This window comes from Leptospira chreensis (assembly GCF_016919165.1).
Taxonomy (GTDB): domain Bacteria; phylum Spirochaetota; class Leptospiria; order Leptospirales; family Leptospiraceae; genus Leptospira_A; species Leptospira_A chreensis.
Map to the genome: position 1 here is coordinate 1 of NZ_JAFFPS010000038.1, position 21,395 is coordinate 21,395.

The window sequence follows — 21,395 nt, forward strand, 5'->3', positions numbered from 1 at the left end:
GATTTTTGCGGGGATAGGGCTACGTACAAAAAACATAGGACACCCACGAGAATCATAGCAAAGGCTGCAAACAACATACTACCTATATTATCTTGCCAAACGGCCAATCCCTTGATCACATTTTTTCTTTACAAGGGTTTCGGAAACGGAAACGCTTCCTTTATGTTCGAAGAAGAACCCTCTACCCTCAAAGAAAAAATCTATCGTACGATTATAGCTCTCTTTTTATTCATTTTAGTCGGAACCCTTATCATAACCTTTTTACCTGGTGATGCGGAACAAAGCCTAATGGGCGCCATCACAGGCCAAAATTCGACAAAAGCGGGAACCATTGCGGGAAGAAGCATCCCGATTGATTATTTCAATGCTGCCAAACGCGATTGTTACTACCGGTACCAACAATACGGGAGAGAAACAGCCCAAAATCCTGAACTTCTCAATTCTTGTGCTTATTCCACAGTTAGGGAAATCTATATAGCAAATGACATTGCTGCTTCCGCTGGGTTCCAAGTATCTGAGATCAGCATCAAACGTGAGATGTCCAAACAAGCTCGCGAAGTGCATAAGGAATCTGTTTCTCAAGCGGGATACGGAGAAGAAGACTCTCGTTCTCTCACAGAAATCTACCAACAAATTTACCGTTCTGCTCCGATGAATTACCGCATCGATTCAGCAACGGGGTATGCACTATTTCCTAACTTTTTGGACCAACCTCTCGTTCCTACAGAAAACGAAGCTGAGTTGGAAGACGAAGCCAAACGAGCCAAGATTTCTTTTCGCATCGTAGCCATTTCGGAAGTGAATCTCCTGAATGCTGTGGAAGCCAAAATCAATATCTCTGATGCAGAACTTACAAAAGAATATGAGAAGGAAAAAAAAGACGGATCTCTTTCCAAAGATACTTCTGGAAATTTTGTTAGTTTCGAAACAAGAAAACCCCTTCTACTTTCTAAGATGAAATTTGATCGCAAAAGAAAGGAAGTTGAGGTTTGGAAAGGTCGTATCGCTGCTAAAGTTTCGGAGCCGAATGCTCTGGAAGCCATTGCATCGGAAACTTTACAACCCATTGAGACGGTATCCAATGTTTCTTTGTCGGATCTAAAACTAGTCACTTCCAACCGTGGCAATAGCTACCGTTTGGCGAACTCTCCCAAATTTTGGGAAACTCTAGCGAACGATCCTTTTAGCAAAAAAACGGTGGTTGGCCCTTTCAGTGACAACGACAAACAAGTTTATGTAGAATTTGGTGCCCTTACCTACGGACAAACCACAGCTAAAAAACCAACGGACCAAGCTGCAGATTTTTTGAAACAAAGGCAACTTCTTAGCTTTTTTCTTGAAATAAACCAGTCCATAGCAGCAGAATACAACGTAGAGAAAAAAGGCCTTCTCTCTTTAGAATAAATGCAAATTAAAGCCGACTTCATAAACCCCTTCCTGGAAGCAGCCACCATCGTATTTCGTGATGTGTTACAACAGGATCTCCTCCGAGGCAAAATCGGAATTAAGGAGTCCCCAGCTCCAAGCCACGAAATTGCAATCATCATTGGAGTTGTGGGATCATTCAGTGGTGAGGTCGTTTATAGTATGAATCTAGATGCAGCATACAAAGTGTCCCGCAAACTAGTGCCAGGCCTTTCTGACGAAGATGTAAAAAACGAATACAAAGATATCCTGGGTGAGATTGCCAACATGACTACTGGTAATGCGATGAATATCTTTACATCGGCAGGCCAATCAGTAGAAATTACAACGCCGAACATTCAAGAAACAAACAACACTTCTGTTCGGTTTAACAAAAAACCAACGCTTTCCATCAACTTATATTCTAAGTTTGGACGAATCGAAGTGAATGTTGCAATTGCTTAAATTTTAATTCTTAAATCGACGAACCTAAAACCCGCAGTCTCTCGCGGGTTTCTTTTCTAAAATCATAACCCGGCACTGCCGTTTTTCCTTCCATTCCATTCATATAAAGTTGGTAGTATTTTAAGGAACGTTCTAAGTCCCTTTCGTCCCAACTGCTTTCGTAAATTTTCCCTAAATAATAATGGGCCGGCAAAAACTCAGGCGATTCTTTAAAATTCTTCAAAACACTCACCAATTGGTGGGCCGCGGAACGAAATTCTTTTCTACGAATGAGTAGAACTGCCATCGCATAATGCGATCTAGGCGTGAGTTCTGGGTGTTTGGGAAACTCGGTGACTAGTTTCAGATATTCTTTGTAAGCTTTTTCTTCTGAATCAGGATTTCCAATACGATCTAAAGACCTTGCCAGCTCAAACTGCGTTTTGATTTTGAGATCTGGATCTTCTTGTTTTTCTACAAGACCAGTGGATTCTTTCTCTTTTCCATCCAGGCCAAAAAGATTTGTATTCTCCACTCGAGAAAACTTTGCCGCATCCCCTTCCTTTCCATAAGAATCGGCAAACTCAGATTCGGCGGATTTCTTTTGGTCCCGGGTTAAATATGCTTTTCCCTTTTGGAAAGAAGCTTGCGAAGGATCGACCACTTCCTTCTTTTTTTTCTTTTTCTCTACTGGTTTTGATTTTGTAACAGAAGTTTGGTTCCCCGAAGTTGTCGAAACTCCCGGTGTTTCCGCCTTTGTTTCGGTAGAAACAGAAGTTAGTGTTTTAGAACCGGAACTAACACTTGAGTTAGGATTGGTGTTTAGATTTGCATTGGTTGGGCTAGCTGATGGATCTATACTTGCATTGGATGTTTCTTTGTTCCAAGTTTCAGGAAAAGGCAAAAACAACTCGGTGGTTTGAGCAGAAAGAGAAGAGAACTCTAATGTAAGAAGAAAGAGTAAGAGAGCTAAAAAACGAAGTTTAGAGTGAGAGAACAAAAAGAAACCTTTCATCGTAAGTTTTTTGGAATTCGTTCCAAACTTCTCGGTTTACCCAAACCTTCGTTCGACTCTGGGGGTCTCGGTAACTTCAAGGTTTCCAAATTCTTTTCTTCGTTTTTGGCCTTCACTTTCTTTTCTAAATCAGAGACTCGGTCGAGCATCCTTTGCATACGAAGGTCAGATTCAGAATCTGATGCTGCAGGAGATTTTGTTTCCTCTTTTGGTTGCACAGGCACCACATCAATAGGAGCGGGAATGAGACCATCACCTGACGGAGTATATATGGGAGGAACGGACGTGTCTTCGGCTTTACGATTTCGAAAATCATATTCCTTACCCAAAAAATCTTGTTCTTCCGGAATGGTGTCGTGTGTGTATCCGTTGGATTCTCTTTCGCTGATAAAATCGAATTGCATTCTACGGTTGGATTCGTATTTCAAATCTTCAGGATCGGACATCCGTACATCTTTTCGTTTCCTGTTATAATCCCTTTCAATCTCCGTAAGAAATAAACTTCTTGTATCTTGAGCCAATTGCATCCCTTGGGGTTTGGCATTTTCCCAACCATTGGTCCAACCCACGTAAATCGCCATGATGATAAAAAATACAAAAAGTGAGATCGCAATTTTTTTCAGTAAGTCTTGGACTTGGGAAGGGATTTTATCCACGAGTCCATCGACAGCACCCATCATCTTTTGGGTGTCTACGTTGACTTTGGGTATATTGATATTTTTGATGTCCATGATTACTCTTCTGAAATTTTAAAGACTACCCTTCGGTTGGTCCCACGACCTTCTTCGGTCTGATTGTCTGCAATGGGTGTCAAAGAACCATGACCAAACACTGCAATTCTTGATTCTTCTATCTTATGTTTAGACTTCAAATAATTGGCAACCGAATTTGCTCTTTCCAGTGATAACTTTTGGTTGGCAGGTTTTGTTCCCACATTGTCCGTGTGGCCTTCAATGAGGATCTTCAAATTGGCAGATTTTCTAAGGATTCCTGCCAATCTGTCTAGTTCTGGCTCCGATTCTTTGGTAAGTTCGGCAGACTTGAAAGCAAAGAACAAATTGTTCATCACGATTTGGTTTCCCTTTTTTAGTTTCGGAAGGACGAGAAGGACCGTTTTTTCTTTGTCTTCTTTTTCTTTTCCCACCAAATTGAGGTTTTGTGAAACAGGAAGGTATCCTTCCTTCTCACCGTAAAACCCATAATTCTCATCGTAAGGAAGGATGATACTAAACTCACCAGTCGCCGGATCACTCACTGTGGAACCAATAGATTTTTTTCTGGTTAAAGATTCATACTGAACAAAGGCAGAAAGAGGTTTTCCCTCCTCATCAACCACTTTTCCTTTGATCACAACCACAGGTTCTGGTTGGAAGTGGTGAGGGATGGCTGCCATATACAACTCCCCTTCCCGAGACATATAAGCCCAGTTCCCAACAGCAGGGATACTGAAAAAGTTAACACCTCTTAGGTTAGAAGACAATTCTTGTGGTTCTGACCAAGAAGTCCAAGAATCATTCAATCTCCGTGATATAAAAATAGAAATCCCTTCTTTTCGTCCGGAGGAGGAGAAATACAATGTTTTGTCATCTGGTCCAAGAAAAGGTGCCATCTCTTCTTCACCCGTATTCAAAGTGTTTCCTAAGTTGATTCCATCTTCAAATACGCCTGTATCATTTTGTAAACTGACATACAAATCTAACTTACCAAAATTTTTCTTTTGTTGGGCAGAATAAATCAAAGTCCGACCACTGGATGCCAAAGCAGAACCGCCAAATACTTGTTGGTTGGGATTATCTGCTTTTTTATACCAATTATAAAAACTAGGAAAATTGATGGGGGAAGGCATAGACCAACCCGATTCTGTTTTATGTGTTTTGTATAGGGGAGCGCGGTTTTGAATTTTTTCAGAACGTTCTCTGTATTCTGTTTCTAACTTGGTTAGAACAATATGAAACTCTTTTGGGTTCTGTGCTTCCCTGGAGGCGATTTGAGATTTATACGTCATTTCCCGTTTTAGGTTATCCAACATCTCTTCTTCCCCAAAATTACCGAAAACAAATAGTTCATTCCCACCAGGAAGAGCCGAGATCACGGCCGAAGGAAACTTATTGTTCAGTGGTGTTGGAAGTTGTTCCCCTTGCATCCAAAAACCGTATTGGTCTCGTTTGGCAGCCCAAATCTTTTGGGTGGATCTTCCCCCTTCACGAACGAGAGCTGTCCAAAATAAAATTTTACCATCGGGAGTACATTGCGGGTTAAAAGAAAAGAGCCCCCCAGTCACATAACGCGGAATTTTTTTCAAAGTCCAATCAGGAATTTTACCCGATTCGAAGGGTTCCATCTCATAACGAATGGGACTACAAGTCTCCGCTTGTACGTCGCATAACATCCGTACCTTTTTTCCTGCCAAATACGCCAATTCTTCTTGTAAAACACCAGCACTGATGCGAAAAACCTGTTTGTCTGTGCGAAGGAGATGGCCCGTATTCAGGAGGTCCCCCTCCAAAACCTGGATTCCATTTTTAACACTTTGCGAGCTTGTGAGCCCGTTCCCGAAAAAGAGGAGAATGATGATGAGAATCCGTACCATACCATACGAAATGTCGGTTGAAACCTCCGATTCCCTTAGAAAATTGACTTATGATCCAAGCTAGCGGCATTACAGTCTCCTTCGGGAAAAAACCTCTTTTCGAAAACGTCTCCATTAAATTCAAACCGGAATGCCGTTACGGTCTGATTGGAGCCAATGGTTCCGGAAAATCGACCTTTATGAAGGTTTTAGCCGGTATTTTACAGCCTACAGCCGGTTCTGTCGTTGTAGACAAAGACAAGAAGGTCGGATACCTCAAACAGGACCACTACGAATACGAAAATGAGACCGTTCTTGGGACAGTTCTACGGGGAAATCCTGAACTTTGGAACGTCATGTCCGAAAGGGATGCCATCTATTCCAAAGAGGAAATGACGGATGAGGACGGAATGCGAATCTCCGAGATTGAGGAAATTTTCGCTGATATGGGTGGGTATGAAGCCGAATCCGTGGCAGGAGAACTTCTCGAAGGCCTAGGAATCCCTACGTCAGCCCATAGCCGCCCATTGAATTTTCTTACGGGTGGATTCAAACTCCGTGTCCTCCTTGCCCAAGTTTTATTTTTAAAACCAGATGTCCTACTTTTGGATGAACCAACCAACCACTTAGATATCAAAACCATCCACTGGTTAGAAGAACTTCTCATCAATTACGAAGGTGTGGTCATTGTGATTTCCCACGACCGTCACTTCATCAACTCCGTTTCCACTCATATTGCCGATTTGGATTACAATACCATTCGTATGTTCCCTGGGAACTATGATGATTTTATGATCGCGGCAGAACAAACCCGCGAACAATTAATGAGTGATAGCAAACGAGCAAAAGAAAAAATTGCCGACTTACAAGAGTTTGTTTCTAGATTCTCTGCGAACGCCAGTAAATCCAAACAAGCCACTTCTCGCCAAAAGATGATCGAAAAAATCAAAGGAGATATGGTGGATGTAAAACCATCTTCTCGCGTAGCACCATACATTCGTTTCAAAGCAAAACGAACTCTAGGAAAGGATGTGTTTGAAGCCATTAACATTTCTAAGTCCTATGACGGGAAATCAGTGATCAAAGAATTTAATACCTCCATCACCAAAGGGGAAAAGGTAGGTATTGTAGGAACCAACGGTGTTGGTAAAACCACCCTACTCAAAATGTTACTTAAAAAACTAGATCCAGATGCAGGTCAGGTGAAATGGGGAGATTCGGTAGAAACTTCCTTTTTCCCACAAGACCACCGTGAGGCGATGGAACCAGATGCTGACACTCTCGTCGAATGGTTGTTACGTAACTCACCGCAAGGAACAGAAGTGCAGGAAATTCGTGCCATCCTCGGTCGAATGCTTTTCTCTGGAGATATGGCAAACAAATCCACTACGGTTCTTTCCGGAGGGGAAAAATCCCGAATGATCATTGGAAAGATGATCCTTGCTTGTGACAATGTCATTGCCCTCGATGAACCAACAAACCATTTGGATTTAGAAACCATTGAAGCTCTGAACTACGCATTGTCCTTGTTTGATGGAACTGTCATTCTTGTTTCCCACGATAGGGAGTTTATCTCTTCTCTTTGTACAAGAATCATCGAAGTAACTCCTGAAGGAATCAAAGACTTCAAAGGAAACTACGAAGAATTTTTGGATCGGGAAGGAAACGATTTTTACAAACGCCTAACTGGCGGTGCGATTCTCACTACTTAAAATTGCATTTGCAGGGAAAGGTTGATCGATTGGATCTCTTTCCCTGCCATAAGTTCTGTTGTAAGACTAAAATTTCCCTGCCCTAATTTAAACCCCAAACTACCATAACTGAATCCAGATCTGTGGTTGTGCCTTGAATTCAAACGAATCCCGATAGCACTCGGAACAGAACTAAAGTCATCAGGATTTTCCATCGTAGAAATGGCAGCAAACCGACTCACCTGCACTGCCGTATAACCATGATTATATACAACGCCCAATCCTGGTATAATGGATAAAAATCCAATGGTATAATTGTATTTTATATCTAGCGACCCAGAAGTAATTCTCGATTGGTAAAACAAATCGTTTTGTCCCATCCAACGACGTTTATCTCCGTCAATTCGGAATTGGGTGGGCCTTCTATCATACGCACTCAAGTAAATATCTTGGTTGGTTTGAAAAATTCCAAGGCCCAACGAAAATCCAGAATCTACAGGGAAATATCTGAGAACAGCTCCGTAATTGAATACCCGTCCATTCACCTCTGTATTGCGAATCTTCACAAAAGGAATATTGGCCTCTCCAAATTCATAAGGAAAAAAATGAGTGGTGAGATTCCATTGTTTGGCATAGGGGCCACTCATCCATTCCCCTAAGTTTACCGTAAAACTAGCCGAAGGTGATGCAGCCACACCCGCTTTGGGGAGAGTCCTGAGTTCCGAATTCTCATAATAAAAATCCTGTGCTTTGGCTTGGCCCCGAGAAACTGTATATCCCAGCCCCAACCGGTACCGACTCACATTCGATCCTCCCGATTGGTTGGAATTTAAGTTTTGTAAGACAGCATTGTCCCCCATCGAACGAAGGAATCGGTTCGTGTAAATATGATTAAAAGCAGGTTCTGCAAAATTTCCGAGAACCTGATAATCACCAGGGATATTGGAACATTCTCCGCCCAAACAAAGAACTTGGGCATCAATGGCAGATCCAATCATAGGAATCCATAAGAGGAAAAAGAAAATGAAGGAAAACAATCTCATAGCAGTAAAAGAATGACTAGATTTAAATTAGAGATCTAACTTCTGTTATTTTTGATTTTGTAACCAGGCCAAAAAAAGTTCCATTGCTTTTTTACGGTGGGATACTGTATTTTTTTCGGATTCCGGCACCTGGGAGAATCTTTTTTCAAAAGGTGGGTAAATAAAAATGGGATCATACCCAAATCCAAACTTCCCCTCTTCATCATAGTCTTCGGCAATGAAACCGTCGACCCTTCCGTCAAAAGATACGGCAACATTTGTATCTACGAAACTGACAACACAACTGTAGTAAGCAGTACGATCGAGACTACCACCTAACTTTTGCAAGAGGAAAAGAGCCCGTTCTTTATCAGTGAGGCCTGGCCCACCGAAACGTGCAGAATACACACCTGGCTCCCCACCGAGGGCAGGCACTGAAATTCCCGAATCATCGGCAAAAGAAGGAAGTCCCGTCAAACGATAGAGTTCTTTTGATTTGATAAAGGAATTTCCAGTGAAGGTGGTTTCTGTTTCTTCCGGTGAGAAAGAAATTCCTAAATCTTTAGGAAAAACCACCTCATACCCGTAAGGGGCAAGTAACATCTGCATTTCCTTCCATTTGTGTTCACTTCCGGAAGCAAATGCCAAAGTTTTTTTTGTCAGTGGGAATCTTCCTCGTCGAGTTGAAATCCTTCCATAGCAGCAGATAGGTCGGGAAAAATTTCAAATACTTTGTCGAGCATTGTAATTTCAAATAACTGAATCAAATCTTCGTCTACCACAATGACTTTGATGTCACCGCTCATAGGCTTTAGCTTGCGTTTGGTGGCTACAAATATACCAAGAGCAGTGGAGCAAATATGATGAACCTTTGTTAGGTCCAGGATGATTTTTTTGACGGAGCTTTGAGTGAGTTTTGAAAGTTCTTTTTCAATTTCGTCGGAATCAACCTTGAGGATGGCCCCAGAAAACTTAATAATCCTAATGTCATCCTTGACTTGAACATCCATTCGATTCAATCACCCCCGCTTAACAGTAAAACAACGCAAGTCACCTTTCTGACACCAGCCTGTTTGTACAGCCTAGCGATTTCATTGACAGTGGCACCCGTTGTGAATATATCATCTACGATTAGAACATGAAGTCCTGCAATGATTCTATCACTTTTTGCAAATCCAAACGCCTTTTTTGCATGAAAAAATCGGCTCTCAAACCCTAAAGAAGACTGCTTGTCCACTGAAACCTTACGTAAGCTAGTATCTCCCCTGATTTTCCAGAGGTTTTTCCATTTTGTGAGAAAGGCATACGCAGAGTGATAGGGCCTTGGCCCTGATTTGGGAGAGGAAGGAACAAGGGTCACAAGATCCGGCGGGTCGGATTCCAGAAGTTTTGCCAAGGCTCTTTGTCCTAAACAAAAGTATTTTGCCAATGGCCGTTCATTTTCAAATTTGAGAGCCTGGAAAAGGGTCTTTTCAAAATGACCCCGCCTTTGCAGATAAAAGGCCTGATCATAAAAAACAAATCGATCGATTGGATGTTTGACCTGGTTTGGTTCCGGGTTTTGTTTTTGTGGGAGATAGTGTTTTTTAGTGCAAGGTTTGCAAACAGCAATGATTTCTGAAAAGTAATCATAAGATCCGCAAGCGACACAAAACTTTGGGAAAACAAAGGATAAAAAAGAAACCCCTCTCATATAGAAAGGGGTTCATTTTTGGAACCTTGCGGTTCTAGTTTTTTTGTAAAAAACTACTTAGCAGGAGTTGTCGCTGCTGGAGCTGGTGTTTCTGTTTTTGGTGCTTCTGCTGATTTTTGGATCGTAGAAGTTGGAGGAGTCAAATCTACAGTGAGTTTTACTTCCACTTCAGCAGATTGATTTCCTACATTGTCCACAGCCATTGCTTTAATGACATGGTCACCTTGTGTTTCGATGGCGATTGCTTCTACGTAAGGTTTGTATTCTTCTGCATCAACTTTCACTAGAACTTTTTTGATTCCAGATTCTTTGTCAGTTGCGTTCACATAGAATACGTTTCCTTTTCTTTGGAAGTTTTTTCCGTTGATTTCAACAAGTGGAAAAGAAGGAACGATTTCAATCGTAGGTTTCACATCATCCACAGTGATAATGATAGAAGATTCAGGAGAAGCATTCCCCGATTTATCAGTCGCGGAATACTTAACTACGTTGGCTCCACCATTTTCCAATTTGATAGGAGCTGCATAAACTTTTGCTGCTTCTTGGTTGATGCTGAATTGTACTTTTTCAATACCAGTTTGTTGGTCTTCAGCAACAATTGTATATGTATTGTTTTTGGAAGCGAAAGGAACTCCGTCTAAAACAAAAAACTGTTCTTGAGGAACTAAACTTACACGAGGAGCAGTGTTATCAACATGAAGGACAAGAATTTTTGGAGTTTCAGTGTTTCCTACTTTATCAACAGAGCGGTAGTAAACTTCAGTAAGTCCTTCTTCAGAAATACGAATCGGTTGCGTATACTTTCTGTATTCTCCGTTTTTCGGTTTCCATTCAATAAAATCGATTGTGGAAGACTCATCTTTTGCATCTAATGAAAAAGTAGTTTTGCTAGTAATGAAAAGAGCAGATGCATTAGAAGTGGAAGCACCGGATTCTTTTTTGTCACCCAAAATGTCTTTTACAGTTGTCTCTGCTTTATCAACGCCATCTTTGGCTTGAGTAGAGGTAGATTCTGTTTTTTTGACTGCCTGGTCTTTTGTGGAAGTAGTGGCTTTTGGTGCAGCAACTTGTGCTGTAATTTGGCCTGCGAAAGATATTGTCAGTATGGCCAAAAGGTATTTGTGCGCCTGCATTGTATAAGTCTCCTTTGTACAGATAAAACATATATATCCCCCTTCAAAGGAATTATTGTCAACATGATTGCACTGATAAACTTAAGGAAACTGACACTTTTTCTTTTCTTGTTTGGAATGGTTCCGATTTACGGAGAAGCAGGGATTTGGCGGGAAATTTTACTCGAAAACTTTGAATTGTCCAACTACAATCAGGGAAACCTGCGCACTAAATTGGAAAAAGGTACAACACTTCCTGAAATCGCCCTTTCTTCCAATTTTACAGCACCCATTCCAGGATCCAAACAAGCCCTTGTTTTAAGAATCCCCAAAGATGCCAATTTCCCATTTTCTTTATACTTTCCCAAACCCATAGAGGTAAATGCCTTTATCAAAGAAATCACCATCCCCATTTATTCATCACAATCCAATGGGAACCTAACACTGATCATAGAATCACAAGATGCTGAGGTGAGACAATTGAATCTCACTTCTCTCAACTACCGAGGATGGAAATCCATTACGGTTTCGATTTCAAAAAATTTTGATCAAAATGATAGAGTTTTTATGCAAAAAAGTTCCATACGGATTCTTGGATTCTTCTATTTACCTTTTGAAAATAACGATCCGAACCAAGAAGTTCTCATTGCCATTGATGACATAACTGCCATTGTGCGAGATAAATACAGGCCGCTTCGTAACAAAGAAATCCTTTTAGAGGACTAAAATTTTCACCTATTTGTATTGATTCTTAGTGGAAAAAAACTCTTTTCTTCCCAACCTCCTGACCGAACCTGATCCTAAATGGAAATGGAACTGTCCCTAGAACAATACGAAACCCTGCTCAAGTTAGTGTATATGGGAGATTGGGTCATTTCCACCTTACAAGCCAAGGATCGGTCTGAGGACGAACCCGATACGGATTCTCGGTTTGCTGATGTGGTGCGCCATGTGTTCTCTCAGGCAGAACATGCAGGCCTTGGGAACATTGTTCAAATCGACCAGAACAATGGAGAACCCTATTTGACTCGAGAATTTGAGGAAGAAAGTGGCCTTGTTGATATTTTAGAGGACTACGAAGACGAAGTTTTCTGGCAAGCCCTCATTGAAAGACTGGCCCACAGAGATTTCCTTCGTCACTACGGGGAAACTGCGATCTCCCAAATGGCAATCGAAGAACGAATCGAAAAGGAAACTCCCTTCCATGATAAATGGGCCCAAGAGTTCCACGAAAACGGTCTCGAAAATCTAAAAATCTAACGAAAACTTCGCTTCACAAAAAGCAGCGAACATCCATTAGGAAACACCTCTTCTCTGTTAGTTTCCGATGTTTCTCTGCGGCTGTTTGGTTTTAGGCCAAAGTAATTTGTCTTCCCTTTCCTTCTTTTTGTTCATCGTTTCACTGAGTCTCGTCCGTAAGATAAATTCGATTTGGTCTTTGGATCCGGAAGACAACTGATTCGCATCCGAAACGTTTCCAAGATCTCTCAGTAACAACTGAATGGCTTCATATGCCTTTTCATTTAAAAAATCTCCATTGGCGGGGAGACGGGGAATGGCATTCCAAGAATGAATGGCTTCGGATAGAAGTTTGGAATCCTTACGATTCATTCCTGATTCCCAAAGGATCCTTCCCTTATCGAAGTACCCGTCTTTGATCCGATATCCTTTTGGTGTTTTCGAAATCAAAGTGTCCATAATATCGATTCGTTTTTTGGAATAGGCTTCTTCTACATCTTTCAGAGAGAATAATTTTTTATCTTGTAATAACTTTTTATATTTTTGTTCCACTCGGCGCAGAGTTTCGTATCGTAAAGTTTCCTTTTGCTCTGGTGTTGCCTGTTTCAAATATTCTTTTGCGTGAAAGTATTGTTCCAGGGCTCGGCTTTGAATTTCATAAATATTTTCTATGGTAAAAAGAATTTCTGTTCCTGTACTCGTTCCTAAGTTTGCAGAAAGAGCCGCCATCATTTGTCTCAGAAAATCTTCTTTGTTTAAATTTTCCTGAAAGTAATCGATGGCAAAATAGCTGGGATCCCCACTAAATGGATAAGCTAATCTTTGTAAGTTTTCATAATACAAGTCCCTAACAAAAAAACTCAAGTCCCCTTTGTCTGGATCATAACCCATAAACCGGGAAATAAATTCATCCAACTGTTTTTCTTTTTTTTGTTTGAGAGTTCGATCTAAGTATTTATTTCGATCTTCTTTGGGCATAGAAAGAGGTGATTTTGGTTCCGCCTCTCCCTCTTTAGAAACCCGCATAGTGATGGGAGGAGACGACTCATCTCCCTTTCGAAACTCTTCTATGATACGATTTCTTTCTTTATGAACAAATAAATTGTCGTCGGCAGTTTCTATGTCCACGCGAAAAGGATCACGAATCCCTTTTACAGTAGGAAGTACATCCTTAACAATGATATCTTCATAATCACGATTACGTTTGATATAAGAATCCGCAACACCTGAGTTTTCATTGATTTGGTCATAATCGTTTTTGAATTGTTTGCGTAAGGAAGAAGTTCCTTCCAAATCCTTTACTAACTCTTCCCATTGGCTTCCTTTGTATTTACCTTTGGAAAATCCACCCCCGTCACCTTCTCCTTCTTCCCCATCTCCTGGATCTTCGGAAGTTTCCCCATTCCCGGTTTCACTCCCCGATTTACCAAAACTCATTTGGAAAGAAACTTCCCCCTCTTCCTCGCTTGCGTAAATCCAAGGGGGCCCACAGAGAGTTTTTTGATAAGGGGAATCGGAATGATTGAAAGAATATATAATTAATGTTATGTGAGAAACAGCAGAAAAATAAAATGCAAAATAAAATCTATTTTCAAATAGAAAACTAAGAATTCCTTTTCGCATAAAAGAAGAACACTATCCCCACAATTCCCATAAACAAATAGGAAAGTAGATTCCCGTACGACCGATAAAAAGTCATCTCACCAGGGATCACTTGCACTTTTTTGCGGATCACGGCAGTCGTCTCAATCGGGGTAAATTCATTATCAATATTTCGCCCTAAATGGTCTGTAAATACCGAGGTGCCGGAGTTAGTGGACCTAACAATCCACTTACGGAACTCGATGGCACGAAGCCGTCCCAAAGTATGGTGTTGGTAGGATTCCACTGAGTTTCCATACCATTTGTCATTGGTCACGTTCACAATGAAATCGGGATCACCCTCAAACTTTCTAACAAATTCGGAAATGATCACTTCATAACAAATCAAAGGTAAAAAACTACCGATTTGTTTTTCTTCCACTTTGTCTTTGGCATAGTATTCCCGAACACCGGCAGGACCCATTGTCATTGTATCTTCAAAGTGGAGAGCCTTGGTTTGAGAAGAAGGGTTCTTTCGAGATTCGTAATAAGGAATCAGGTCAAGACTCTTTCCTGGTGCAAATTGTCCGGTTTGGCCAGACAAAGCATACATCCATTCAAACGGCATGTATTCCCCAAAGATCAGTAAAAAAACCTTTTGGTAACTATTCCTTCTTTCTCCATTCGGATTCATTAACACAGAAGAATTGTACATCCGGACATCCCTTCGGGAAATGCGACCCGGAAGGGCCGTAGGAACTAAATCGGCATCCAGTTCATTATAAAAAACATTGGTACCATGACGGAGGCTCAGGATGGCCATAAGCGATTCAAATTGATGCCAGTAGATACGACTAAATCGTGTGACATCCGTATCATGAGTTGTAAAAAAAGGAACACCTGACTCTGGTAATACGACGAGGTCTACCGGATTTTCCGTAAGTTCCTTTTCTGTCATAAAATCAATGCGAGTCATGAGATTGCGAATCTCTTCGGCAGGATTGCGCCCATCGCGAAATTCTAAAGGAGCATTGGGTTGTACAACAAGCACATCCCGTTCGGCGATCGGTTTTACTTGGGACCATTTTTGAAATAGATAATACCCATTTCCAAAAAACAAAACGAGAACAAAAACAATCCCTAGTCCGCCAAAAACAAATCTCTTTTGGAGGCCTTTGTGTTTGGAGAGAAAACCAGAGAACAATCGAAGGACTGTTTTCGGTTTTCTGAGCGAGAATAAATAATAGGAAACAAAAAACAAAAACGCGGACAGTCCGTACGCACTCGCATACTCGGCGTTTTGTGCCAAAATTTGATTTTCGGCCACAACATTTCCAAAATACCAAGGAAATACTTGGGGAGTAAAAAACTCAGCAAAGAGAATCGAAAACGAAGCAATGAGAGGAAAAAATCTTCCCACTCGTTTGACCAAAAAAGAAAAAACCAAAAGATAAACAGGGAACTTAAAATTTAAGAGAATTGCTGAACCAATAAAAATGGGAACCGCCAAATACCAATCAAAACCACCAAATACAGTGGTCATATGGTAAACCCAATGGAAGGAAACTAAATAGAAAAGAATCGCAAAACCAAATCCGTGGTAGATGAGCTTTTTCCACTCACCACGATTTTGTTTTTCGATGATAAAAAGGCCAAAGGGAGCGAACCAAACAAAAAAAGGTAAATTTAAGGGAGCAAAGGAAAGAAAGGAAAAAACAGCGGTAAGCGTGTACAAAAAAACGGATATGATACCTTTGCGTGAAATTAAAAAACGTAAGAGTTTCATACCCGTTAGACTACTTAAAATAGATTACGATTTGTTGTAGTTATTGTTACCGTTTTGCACTTTTGTAAAAATCATCTTACCGGCAGCAGTTTGGATGATACTTGTGACAACCACTCGCACATCTTTTCCTACTAAATGACCACCGTTTTCAATGACTACCATGGTTCCGTCTTCTAAGTAACCGATCCCTTGGTTTTCATCCTTTCCTTCTTTAATGACGGAAATTTGAAATTCTTCACCCGGCAGTACCACTGGTTTTAATGCATTGGCAAGGTTATTCAAATTCAGAACTCGAACCCCTTGTAACTCGGCCACTTTGTTTAGGTTGAAGTCGTTGGTAACAACAGCTCCCCCCGTATCACGTGCGAGTTTGACTAGTTTGGCATCGACTTCTCTTGTATCAGAATAATCAGTATAAGTGATTTTGACTTCGATCGAACCTTTTCTTTGGAGTTTGTTCAACATCTCAAGGCCGCGTCTTCCGCGTGCCCTTTTGATTGGGTCAGAAGAATCAGAGATCAACTGAATTTCACGTAACACAAAGTTAGGAAGAATGAGTGGACCATCTAAGAAATGTGTGTCGGCAATGTCCAAAATACGACCGTCGATCACAACGGATGTGTCTAGGATTTTATCTCGGATATGGCTATTCGCATTTTCCAATCCTGGAATTTGAAAACTAGAGCCTGCTCCACCGGCACCACCACCAAAAATGGCAAGACCAGGTTTCTGAGCAAAAGCGATTCCAACTTTGGTTCCCGTTAGGAACAATAGCACAGCGACAAATATCGCGATGGATTTATATCCGTAATCGTTCAGGAGGCTCACGGGGAATGCCGCAATGGACAAACCAAGTAAGGCTCCTATACTTGCACAAAGTACAACGTCAGCTTTGATTTCAGGGAATAACCTTCTCTCACCTAACACGAGGGATAGGGAATAAACGAGAATGATTCCAGCAAGTGTCCCCGCAAAAACGGGGTTTTGCGATTCCGAATATAAGAAGAAAAACGATACCGAAGAGACGAGAATCGTCCCAAGGGCTGAAAGTAAGTGTTTCATAACTCAATCCTTGTAAAAGAGTTGAGTAAAACGGAAGTTTATTCTAATTCTAGATCATCATCCAATTCTTTTGGAGGTGGTGCTGGAGCCAATCCCTGAACTGAAGCCGCTAACACGTCTGAAACGATATTCCCAGCTTCTTCCTGGGGTACACCTTTACTAAGTGCAATTTCCATCTTTACTAAATTATAGGCGCTCTCATAGAGCTTTCTTTCCATAATGGAAAGTTCTTTGCCATAGGCACGTCTGTAAAGATTACGGCAAACATCAGCCACTTCGAAAATGGAACCAGACTTGATCTTGTTCATATTGTTCTGGTAACGGACTTTCCAGTCCTCTTCCGTGTCGACCTCATCCTTTTTTAGGAGAGTGAGAACTTTTTTGATCTCTTTTTTATCAATGATCGACCGGATACCCACATCCATTGCGCGATCCACCGGGATAGAGACCTTCATTTTGGAACCTTGAATTTCCAAACTGTAACAGTCTTTTTTCTTTCCCAGAATCAGCTTTTTAGCAACTTCTGTGACTTCACCTACTCCATGGATGGGATATACAACATAATCCCCAACCTTGAATTTAGGCTCTTTAGTTTTTTCGTTTAGTTTTTTTGTAGCCAAGTAAGTATAATAACTTCCGTAAATACTCTTGCCTTCACTATACCTTAAAATTGACGAATGTCAAGGAAGTTGGCAAAAATAGTTTAGAATCGAATGGTTTTTACCTGAGCGTCGGTAAGGGAAGGGAGTTTGGTCTTCACTGCCTCCAAAGTTTCCTTAGCATCATCCAACCGATAGAAATACCCAGCAAAGAGTTTGCCCGTAGAGGTACGAAAGATCCGACCTCGTAAGTTTGGATGGGTATCAATCAATTGTTTTCCGACCGATACAGCTTCTTCCGGTGTGAAATCCCCAATTTGTACCATATAGTTGATTTGGTCATTTTTAGGAGGGAATTTCAAAGTAGCAGGAAAGGGAGATCCGGAAGAGGATTCTTGTTCATTGGCCCGGCTTTCTTCTTGGTTTGATCCTTCCTGGTTGGATTCGGTCAGTTTGGGGGCCGGTAATTTATGAGAACCTACGTTTGAAAATGAAGTCTCGGAGTTTTCTTTGAATTTGGTTTCTTTTTGACCCAGTTGGATTCCGACAACCATACCCGAAGTAAAGAGTAAGATCCCACCGATCAGAAGGATAAATGCCGACTTAGGTTTTGCCGTGTTCCCCAAATAAGAATGAGTAGGTGGAGAGTACGACGGAACCTCACCCTCCAAAGGGCGACCGGATCTAAGCTTTCTTGAATAGTCTATATTTTGCATGGGTCTTCCGGTATCTCTATTACTCTAATTGTCGGACATCGATTCGAAAAAATAGAACGGTTTTTTATGAAATCGAAAGGATCCTCCTTTGTTAGATCGTAGTTGAAACCACTAGTCATGTTTACAAAATGATATTATAGAATCATGAACTGCCCTCTTTGTGAGTCTGACTCAACTCCTTTCCATACCAACCGCCTTCGTTCTTATTTTAGATGTAGGAATTGCCTTTCCATATTTTTAGATCCAGAATTTTGGTTAGAGAAAGAAGAAGAAAAGCTAAGATACATGGAACACAATAATGATGTGAATGATATCCGTTACCAAAATTTTTTGAAACCCATTGTAGACAAAGTTTTCACAAACCAAACTCCTTCTGATACAGGATTGGATTATGGTGCGGGGCCGGGGCCCGTAATCCAACATCTATTAAAACAAATTGGATACCAAATTCAATTGTATGATCCCTTCTTTCACAACCATCCAGAAAACCTAAAACAAACTTATGATTACATCATACTTACAGAAGTCGTCGAACATTTTCATTCCCCAAAAGAAGAGTTCCAAAAACTAAACCATTTATTAAAACCAGGTGGAAGTTTGTATATCTTAACCCATCCCTATGACGACTCCATAGATTTTGAAAGTTGGTATTATAAAAATGACAGAACCCATACTTTCTTTTATACAAAGGAAGCTTTTGCATGGATTTTGAATCAATACGGATTCAAAAATTTAGAAATTCACAACAGAATCATTATATTAAAAAAGTAATACTGTTTGTTTTATCGACATGAAATCTATAAACAGAATTTCTAACTTCAAATTGTTTTGAAGTTAGAATCGGTGATAAGCGATCGAAACAAACCAATGAATGCACTATGGAAGGTTCATCAAAGTGGAAATGTCGTTTGCATCCAGTTGGCGTCCTTTGAAAAACCAAATGTCATCCATTCTTCCCGCAAAAAAACGAGAAACATTGCCATAGTAAGAATAACCAATGGTTAGTGGTGTTCCAGACCACCATTGGGATGTTGAACAGGAAAGCCCCCCTACATCAGAGGTAGCACCTACACTGACTCCATTGACCCAAATATTCCCCTGGCGAGTGGTTCCATTGTGAACATAAGCAATATGAGTCCACAGATTTGCAGAGAAAGCCATTGAAGAAGTCCCATATGTTGAATTCCCATTACTCCCATCATTAAAAAATGACTGAAATGCAAGTTGCCCTGTTGCACCCAAAAAAAATAAGATCGCTGGATTTTGACCCGGACTAGCTTGGAAGCCCAGGATTTCATTGTGGACGACATAGTTTGGAAAAATCCATAAGGCAATGGCAAAATCCTCATGACAAAGTACGGTAAAGTTATTTGCAAATAACTGATCCGTTCCGTTGAAGGAAGCAGCGCCACTTGGTAGATGGGAACGACTGAGAGTATACGTAGGTCCTAAGGTCGTAGGCCAGACCCCTCCAGGAAAATATCCGTGGCGAGCATTCCCACTCAGATCGTCCATGTTCCCATCAAGTGGATACCAAGCGTACAATCCAGAAGCCAATGATGAGGGAACAATATATTCTCGTGTTTTAGACCCAGTATTACAATACTTTCCTCCCAACAAACATTCCAAGAGGATCGACTCCATTCGATCTTCACTTTGGAGATCACCAACATTATTGAATTGTAATGGCTGACAAACGAGGAACGATTCTATCACCATAAAAAATACAAATGTTTTAAAAAGTTTAAACAAAGGGCCGCTCCACGAAAATGAATCCGTCTTTCGAAACTAAGAGTTTACTGTGGATTGGTTTGTCAGTCGTCCGAAGCTATATTTTTGGACATTTTTTACACTTGCCGAATGAATCGTTCGTTTAGAAAACTTATGCTGATGTGGTCGAAGTGCTCACTTTTCCTTTGTCTTAGTTTATTGATCTGTAACTGTTCCTACTTTTACAAAAACAATATCACAAATAAATTCGAAGCTTTCGAGGACAAAGCCCATACCATCGATATTTCCAAGATAGAATCGGTTCCTAGGTGGAATCAGGTCAGTGCGAACACAATTAACTTTCATTATACAAAAAGCGTTATCTGGTTAAGGGCAAAAGTCTCGGATCCAAGTTTCCAACCAGAAAGTATACTTTCTTTCGAGTGGCGTGTTCTCGATCATATTACATTGTATTATCCAAATTCAGGGAATTCTTATTCTGAATACAAATCGGGGGATGGTTTTCCCAAATCAAATTGGGCGATACCGGAAGCACTGAATCCAAGTTTTCGTATCCCCTCCCATTCCAATGAAAAATACTTTTATATCCGATTACAATCGAGTTCTCTCATTTCGTTTCCCATTCTATCACTGAACGAAAACGAATTTCAAAATAAAATCCTTATCGAATCATCTGCCACTTGGTCCATTTTATGTTTTGCTGGAGTCATGTTAATCATTAGTATATTCTATACTTTAGCATTTCGATTACATGAATTTTTTTATTATTCGATCTATGTCATTACGAATACGCTCTGGTGCAATACCCAATTTGGAAATTCATTTCACAGCTTTTGGCCGAACGCAATATGGTGGCAAGGTAAGGCAATTTTATTCTTTTTATCCATTGGGATTGCTGCATCTTTTCAATTCACGAGGTTATTTTTAGAAACAAAGACAAAAACTCCATTCACAGATAGAATATTAAAAACTTTAGCATCTATCGGGATTGTTTCGGCCATAGGAATCTTAACAACCGAAGAGTATTCTTTTTTTTCCAAAGTAATTAATTTAACTTACATAGTTTCAATTCCTCTGATACTACTAACGGGGATTAAAGTTTTCCTAATGGGAGAAAAAAGAATTATTTTTTTCTTAGCAAGCTGGGGATTGTATTTTTTATTCGGGTATATTACTATTTTTTATCATCTAGGAATCACTGATTATTCCTTATTGGCCGTCTATGGCCCGGCTTTTGCTTTCCAATTAGATTTATTTTTCCTGCTGTTCAATTTATTTCAGAAACATCAAGATTTAATACTCAACAGAAATAAAATTTCAGAAAGGATGTATGCCCTAGAGTCGCAACTTAACAATAAGTATACAAAATCAAAATTAGAAAAAATTGATTACAATCATTATATACACAAACTAGAATTGTGGATGAAAGAGGGAAAACCATACCTTGATGAAAAACTAGATTTAGAAAAAACGTCCATTGCGATTGGTCTAAACATCCAACAAACTTCCGAATTAATTAATGCTAAACTCGAATTAAGTTTCCGTTCCTATATCAACTCTTATAGAATATCAGAAGCAAAACAAATATTAAAAAACAATCCTGAAATTCCGATCATATCGGTTGCATTCGCAACCGGATTCGGATCAAAATCGAGTTTCAATTCAGAGTTCAAAAAAACTACGGGGATTACTCCCATCGAGTACAGAAAAGAATCTCAATCGATTTGATGA

Annotated in this window: 21 protein-coding genes; 7 read left to right on the forward strand and 14 right to left on the reverse strand. The window is 40.4% G+C overall.

The genetic code is table 11. From position 1 onward, the window contains the following. The first annotated feature begins 162 nt into the window (after positions 1-162). Together JWG41_RS11740 and JWG41_RS11745 are read left to right on the forward strand one after the other, a co-directional pair. Entirely contained in the window at positions 163-1,404 is a 1,242-nt protein-coding gene (locus JWG41_RS11740) for a SurA N-terminal domain-containing protein (RefSeq protein ID WP_205270125.1), read from the forward strand. Further along, entirely contained in the window at positions 1,405-1,869 is a 465-nt protein-coding gene (locus JWG41_RS11745) for a chemotaxis protein CheX (protein ID WP_135579220.1), read from the forward strand. Between the two features lie 10 nt (positions 1,870-1,879). Here the strand turns inward: JWG41_RS11745 and JWG41_RS11750 are convergent, their stop codons facing one another. Genes JWG41_RS11750 through JWG41_RS11760 form a run of 3 tightly spaced genes read right to left on the reverse strand, consistent with a single transcriptional unit; the run spans position 1,880 to position 5,453 of the window. Beyond that, positions 1,880-2,863 carry a tetratricopeptide repeat protein gene (locus tag JWG41_RS11750; RefSeq protein ID WP_205270126.1) on the reverse strand — a complete coding sequence of 328 codons (984 nt, stop codon included), beginning with the start codon at positions 2,861-2,863 and terminating at the stop codon, positions 1,880-1,882. Continuing rightward, on the reverse strand, positions 2,860-3,594 hold the full coding sequence (locus JWG41_RS11755) for an LIC_11485 family protein (protein ID WP_205270127.1): 735 nt from the start codon (positions 3,592-3,594) through the stop codon (positions 2,860-2,862). The genes JWG41_RS11750 and JWG41_RS11755 overlap by 4 nt, the downstream gene beginning before the upstream one ends. A 2-nt stretch (positions 3,595-3,596) precedes the next feature. Next, entirely contained in the window at positions 3,597-5,453 is a 1,857-nt protein-coding gene (locus JWG41_RS11760; protein WP_205270128.1) for an OmpA family protein, read from the reverse strand. 50 nt (positions 5,454-5,503) lie between these two features. Here JWG41_RS11760 and JWG41_RS11765 point away from each other — a divergent pair, with 50 nt between their 5' ends. After that, a complete protein-coding gene (locus JWG41_RS11765) occupies positions 5,504-7,144 on the forward strand; it encodes an ATP-binding cassette domain-containing protein (RefSeq protein ID WP_205270129.1) in 1,641 nt (546 codons plus the stop codon). On the opposite strand, the gene JWG41_RS11770 is transcribed toward JWG41_RS11765, so the two are convergent. The 5 genes from JWG41_RS11770 to ompL47 are packed head-to-tail and all read right to left on the reverse strand — an operon-like array spanning position 7,141 to position 10,971. Then, positions 7,141-8,166: an Lsa36 family surface (lipo)protein gene (locus JWG41_RS11770; protein WP_408611753.1), complete on the reverse strand. Its 1,026-nt coding sequence runs from the start codon at positions 8,164-8,166 to the stop codon at positions 7,141-7,143. The genes JWG41_RS11765 and JWG41_RS11770 overlap by 4 nt on opposite strands. Positions 8,167-8,211: 45 nt before the next feature. Further along, a complete protein-coding gene (gene rdgB / locus JWG41_RS11775; protein ID WP_205270157.1) occupies positions 8,212-8,808 on the reverse strand; it encodes an RdgB/HAM1 family non-canonical purine NTP pyrophosphatase in 597 nt (198 codons plus the stop codon). Beyond that, positions 8,805-9,155: an STAS domain-containing protein gene (locus tag JWG41_RS11780; RefSeq protein WP_135579232.1), complete on the reverse strand. Its 351-nt coding sequence runs from the start codon at positions 9,153-9,155 to the stop codon at positions 8,805-8,807. Before JWG41_RS11780 ends, rdgB begins: the two co-directional genes overlap by 4 nt. Positions 9,156-9,160: 5 nt before the next feature. Then, the gene (locus JWG41_RS11785) at positions 9,161-9,838 is read right to left on the reverse strand and encodes a ComF family protein (RefSeq protein ID WP_205270130.1); all 678 of its coding nucleotides are present in this window, start codon (positions 9,836-9,838) and stop codon (positions 9,161-9,163) included. Between the two features lie 53 nt (positions 9,839-9,891). After that, positions 9,892-10,971 carry a multi-beta-barrel domain surface protein OmpL47 gene (ompL47, locus tag JWG41_RS11790; protein ID WP_205270131.1) on the reverse strand — a complete coding sequence of 360 codons (1,080 nt, stop codon included), beginning with the start codon at positions 10,969-10,971 and terminating at the stop codon, positions 9,892-9,894. Positions 10,972-11,034: 63 nt separating this feature from the next. Between ompL47 and JWG41_RS11795 the strand changes: the two genes are divergently transcribed. Together JWG41_RS11795 and JWG41_RS11800 are read left to right on the forward strand one after the other, a co-directional pair. Beyond that, positions 11,035-11,676, forward strand: coding sequence for a flagellar filament outer layer protein FlaA (locus tag JWG41_RS11795; RefSeq protein WP_205270132.1), 642 nt, complete (start codon positions 11,035-11,037; stop codon positions 11,674-11,676). A gap of 84 nt (positions 11,677-11,760) precedes the next feature. After that, positions 11,761-12,210: a hypothetical protein gene (locus tag JWG41_RS11800; RefSeq protein WP_232225895.1), complete on the forward strand. Its 450-nt coding sequence runs from the start codon at positions 11,761-11,763 to the stop codon at positions 12,208-12,210. Positions 12,211-12,267: 57 nt separating this feature from the next. On the opposite strand, the gene JWG41_RS11805 is transcribed toward JWG41_RS11800, so the two are convergent. The 5 genes from JWG41_RS11805 to JWG41_RS11825 form a co-directional block, all read right to left on the reverse strand. Continuing rightward, on the reverse strand, positions 12,268-13,812 hold the full coding sequence (locus tag JWG41_RS11805) for a hypothetical protein (RefSeq protein WP_205270133.1): 1,545 nt from the start codon (positions 13,810-13,812) through the stop codon (positions 12,268-12,270). Next, positions 13,793-15,556 carry an apolipoprotein N-acyltransferase gene (gene lnt, locus JWG41_RS11810; RefSeq protein WP_205270134.1) on the reverse strand — a complete coding sequence of 588 codons (1,764 nt, stop codon included), beginning with the start codon at positions 15,554-15,556 and terminating at the stop codon, positions 13,793-13,795. Before lnt ends, JWG41_RS11805 begins: the two co-directional genes overlap by 20 nt. Positions 15,557-15,580: 24 nt before the next feature. Next, positions 15,581-16,618, reverse strand: a complete 1,038-nt coding sequence (locus JWG41_RS11815) for a PIN/TRAM domain-containing protein (protein ID WP_205270135.1) — start codon at positions 16,616-16,618, stop codon at positions 15,581-15,583. A 38-nt stretch (positions 16,619-16,656) separates the two neighbouring features. Further along, positions 16,657-17,238, reverse strand: a complete 582-nt coding sequence (locus JWG41_RS11820; protein WP_205270136.1) for a CarD family transcriptional regulator — start codon at positions 17,236-17,238, stop codon at positions 16,657-16,659. A gap of 83 nt (positions 17,239-17,321) precedes the next feature. After that, complete coding sequence (locus tag JWG41_RS11825) at positions 17,322-17,933, reverse strand: hypothetical protein (protein WP_205270137.1); 612 nt, start codon at positions 17,931-17,933, stop codon at positions 17,322-17,324. Positions 17,934-18,077: 144 nt separating this feature from the next. Here JWG41_RS11825 and JWG41_RS11830 point away from each other — a divergent pair, with 144 nt between their 5' ends. Then, entirely contained in the window at positions 18,078-18,704 is a 627-nt protein-coding gene (locus JWG41_RS11830; RefSeq protein WP_205270138.1) for a class I SAM-dependent methyltransferase, read from the forward strand. A 105-nt stretch (positions 18,705-18,809) separates the two neighbouring features. Here the strand turns inward: JWG41_RS11830 and JWG41_RS11835 are convergent, their stop codons facing one another. Further along, a complete protein-coding gene (locus JWG41_RS11835; RefSeq protein ID WP_232373959.1) occupies positions 18,810-19,577 on the reverse strand; it encodes a LamG domain-containing protein in 768 nt (255 codons plus the stop codon). 246 nt (positions 19,578-19,823) lie between these two features. Between JWG41_RS11835 and JWG41_RS11840 the strand changes: the two genes are divergently transcribed. Continuing rightward, positions 19,824-21,392 (forward strand): 7TM-DISM domain-containing protein, encoded by a 1,569-nt coding sequence (locus JWG41_RS11840; protein ID WP_232373960.1) that lies wholly within the window; start codon positions 19,824-19,826, stop codon positions 21,390-21,392. Positions 21,393-21,395: the final 3 nt, after the last annotated feature.

Excerpts from the sequence above, each read along its gene's own strand:
- JWG41_RS11740 (WP_205270125.1), top strand. The coding sequence starts at position 163 with ATGTTCGAAGAAGAACCCTCTACCCTCAAAGAAAAAATCTATCGTACG.
- JWG41_RS11745 (WP_135579220.1), top strand. The coding sequence starts at position 1,405 with ATGCAAATTAAAGCCGACTTCATAAACCCCTTCCTGGAAGCAGCCACC.
- JWG41_RS11750 (WP_205270126.1), bottom strand. The coding sequence starts at position 2,863 with ATGAAAGGTTTCTTTTTGTTCTCTCACTCTAAACTTCGTTTTTTAGCT.
- JWG41_RS11755 (WP_205270127.1), bottom strand. The coding sequence starts at position 3,594 with ATGGACATCAAAAATATCAATATACCCAAAGTCAACGTAGACACCCAA.
- JWG41_RS11760 (WP_205270128.1), bottom strand. The coding sequence starts at position 5,453 with ATGGTACGGATTCTCATCATCATTCTCCTCTTTTTCGGGAACGGGCTC.
- JWG41_RS11765 (WP_205270129.1), top strand. The coding sequence starts at position 5,504 with ATGATCCAAGCTAGCGGCATTACAGTCTCCTTCGGGAAAAAACCTCTT.
- JWG41_RS11770 (WP_408611753.1), bottom strand. The coding sequence starts at position 8,166 with ATGAGATTGTTTTCCTTCATTTTCTTTTTCCTCTTATGGATTCCTATG.
- JWG41_RS11780 (WP_135579232.1), bottom strand. The coding sequence starts at position 9,155 with ATGGATGTTCAAGTCAAGGATGACATTAGGATTATTAAGTTTTCTGGG.
- JWG41_RS11785 (WP_205270130.1), bottom strand. The coding sequence starts at position 9,838 with ATGAGAGGGGTTTCTTTTTTATCCTTTGTTTTCCCAAAGTTTTGTGTC.
- ompL47 (WP_205270131.1), bottom strand. The coding sequence starts at position 10,971 with ATGCAGGCGCACAAATACCTTTTGGCCATACTGACAATATCTTTCGCA.
- JWG41_RS11795 (WP_205270132.1), top strand. The coding sequence starts at position 11,035 with ATGATTGCACTGATAAACTTAAGGAAACTGACACTTTTTCTTTTCTTG.
- JWG41_RS11800 (WP_232225895.1), top strand. The coding sequence starts at position 11,761 with ATGGAACTGTCCCTAGAACAATACGAAACCCTGCTCAAGTTAGTGTAT.
- JWG41_RS11805 (WP_205270133.1), bottom strand. The coding sequence starts at position 13,812 with ATGCGAAAAGGAATTCTTAGTTTTCTATTTGAAAATAGATTTTATTTT.
- lnt (WP_205270134.1), bottom strand. The coding sequence starts at position 15,556 with ATGAAACTCTTACGTTTTTTAATTTCACGCAAAGGTATCATATCCGTT.
- JWG41_RS11815 (WP_205270135.1), bottom strand. The coding sequence starts at position 16,618 with ATGAAACACTTACTTTCAGCCCTTGGGACGATTCTCGTCTCTTCGGTA.
- JWG41_RS11825 (WP_205270137.1), bottom strand. The coding sequence starts at position 17,933 with ATGCAAAATATAGACTATTCAAGAAAGCTTAGATCCGGTCGCCCTTTG.
- JWG41_RS11830 (WP_205270138.1), top strand. The coding sequence starts at position 18,078 with ATGAACTGCCCTCTTTGTGAGTCTGACTCAACTCCTTTCCATACCAAC.
- JWG41_RS11835 (WP_232373959.1), bottom strand. The coding sequence starts at position 19,577 with ATGGAGTCGATCCTCTTGGAATGTTTGTTGGGAGGAAAGTATTGTAAT.
- JWG41_RS11840 (WP_232373960.1), top strand. The coding sequence starts at position 19,824 with ATGTGGTCGAAGTGCTCACTTTTCCTTTGTCTTAGTTTATTGATCTGT.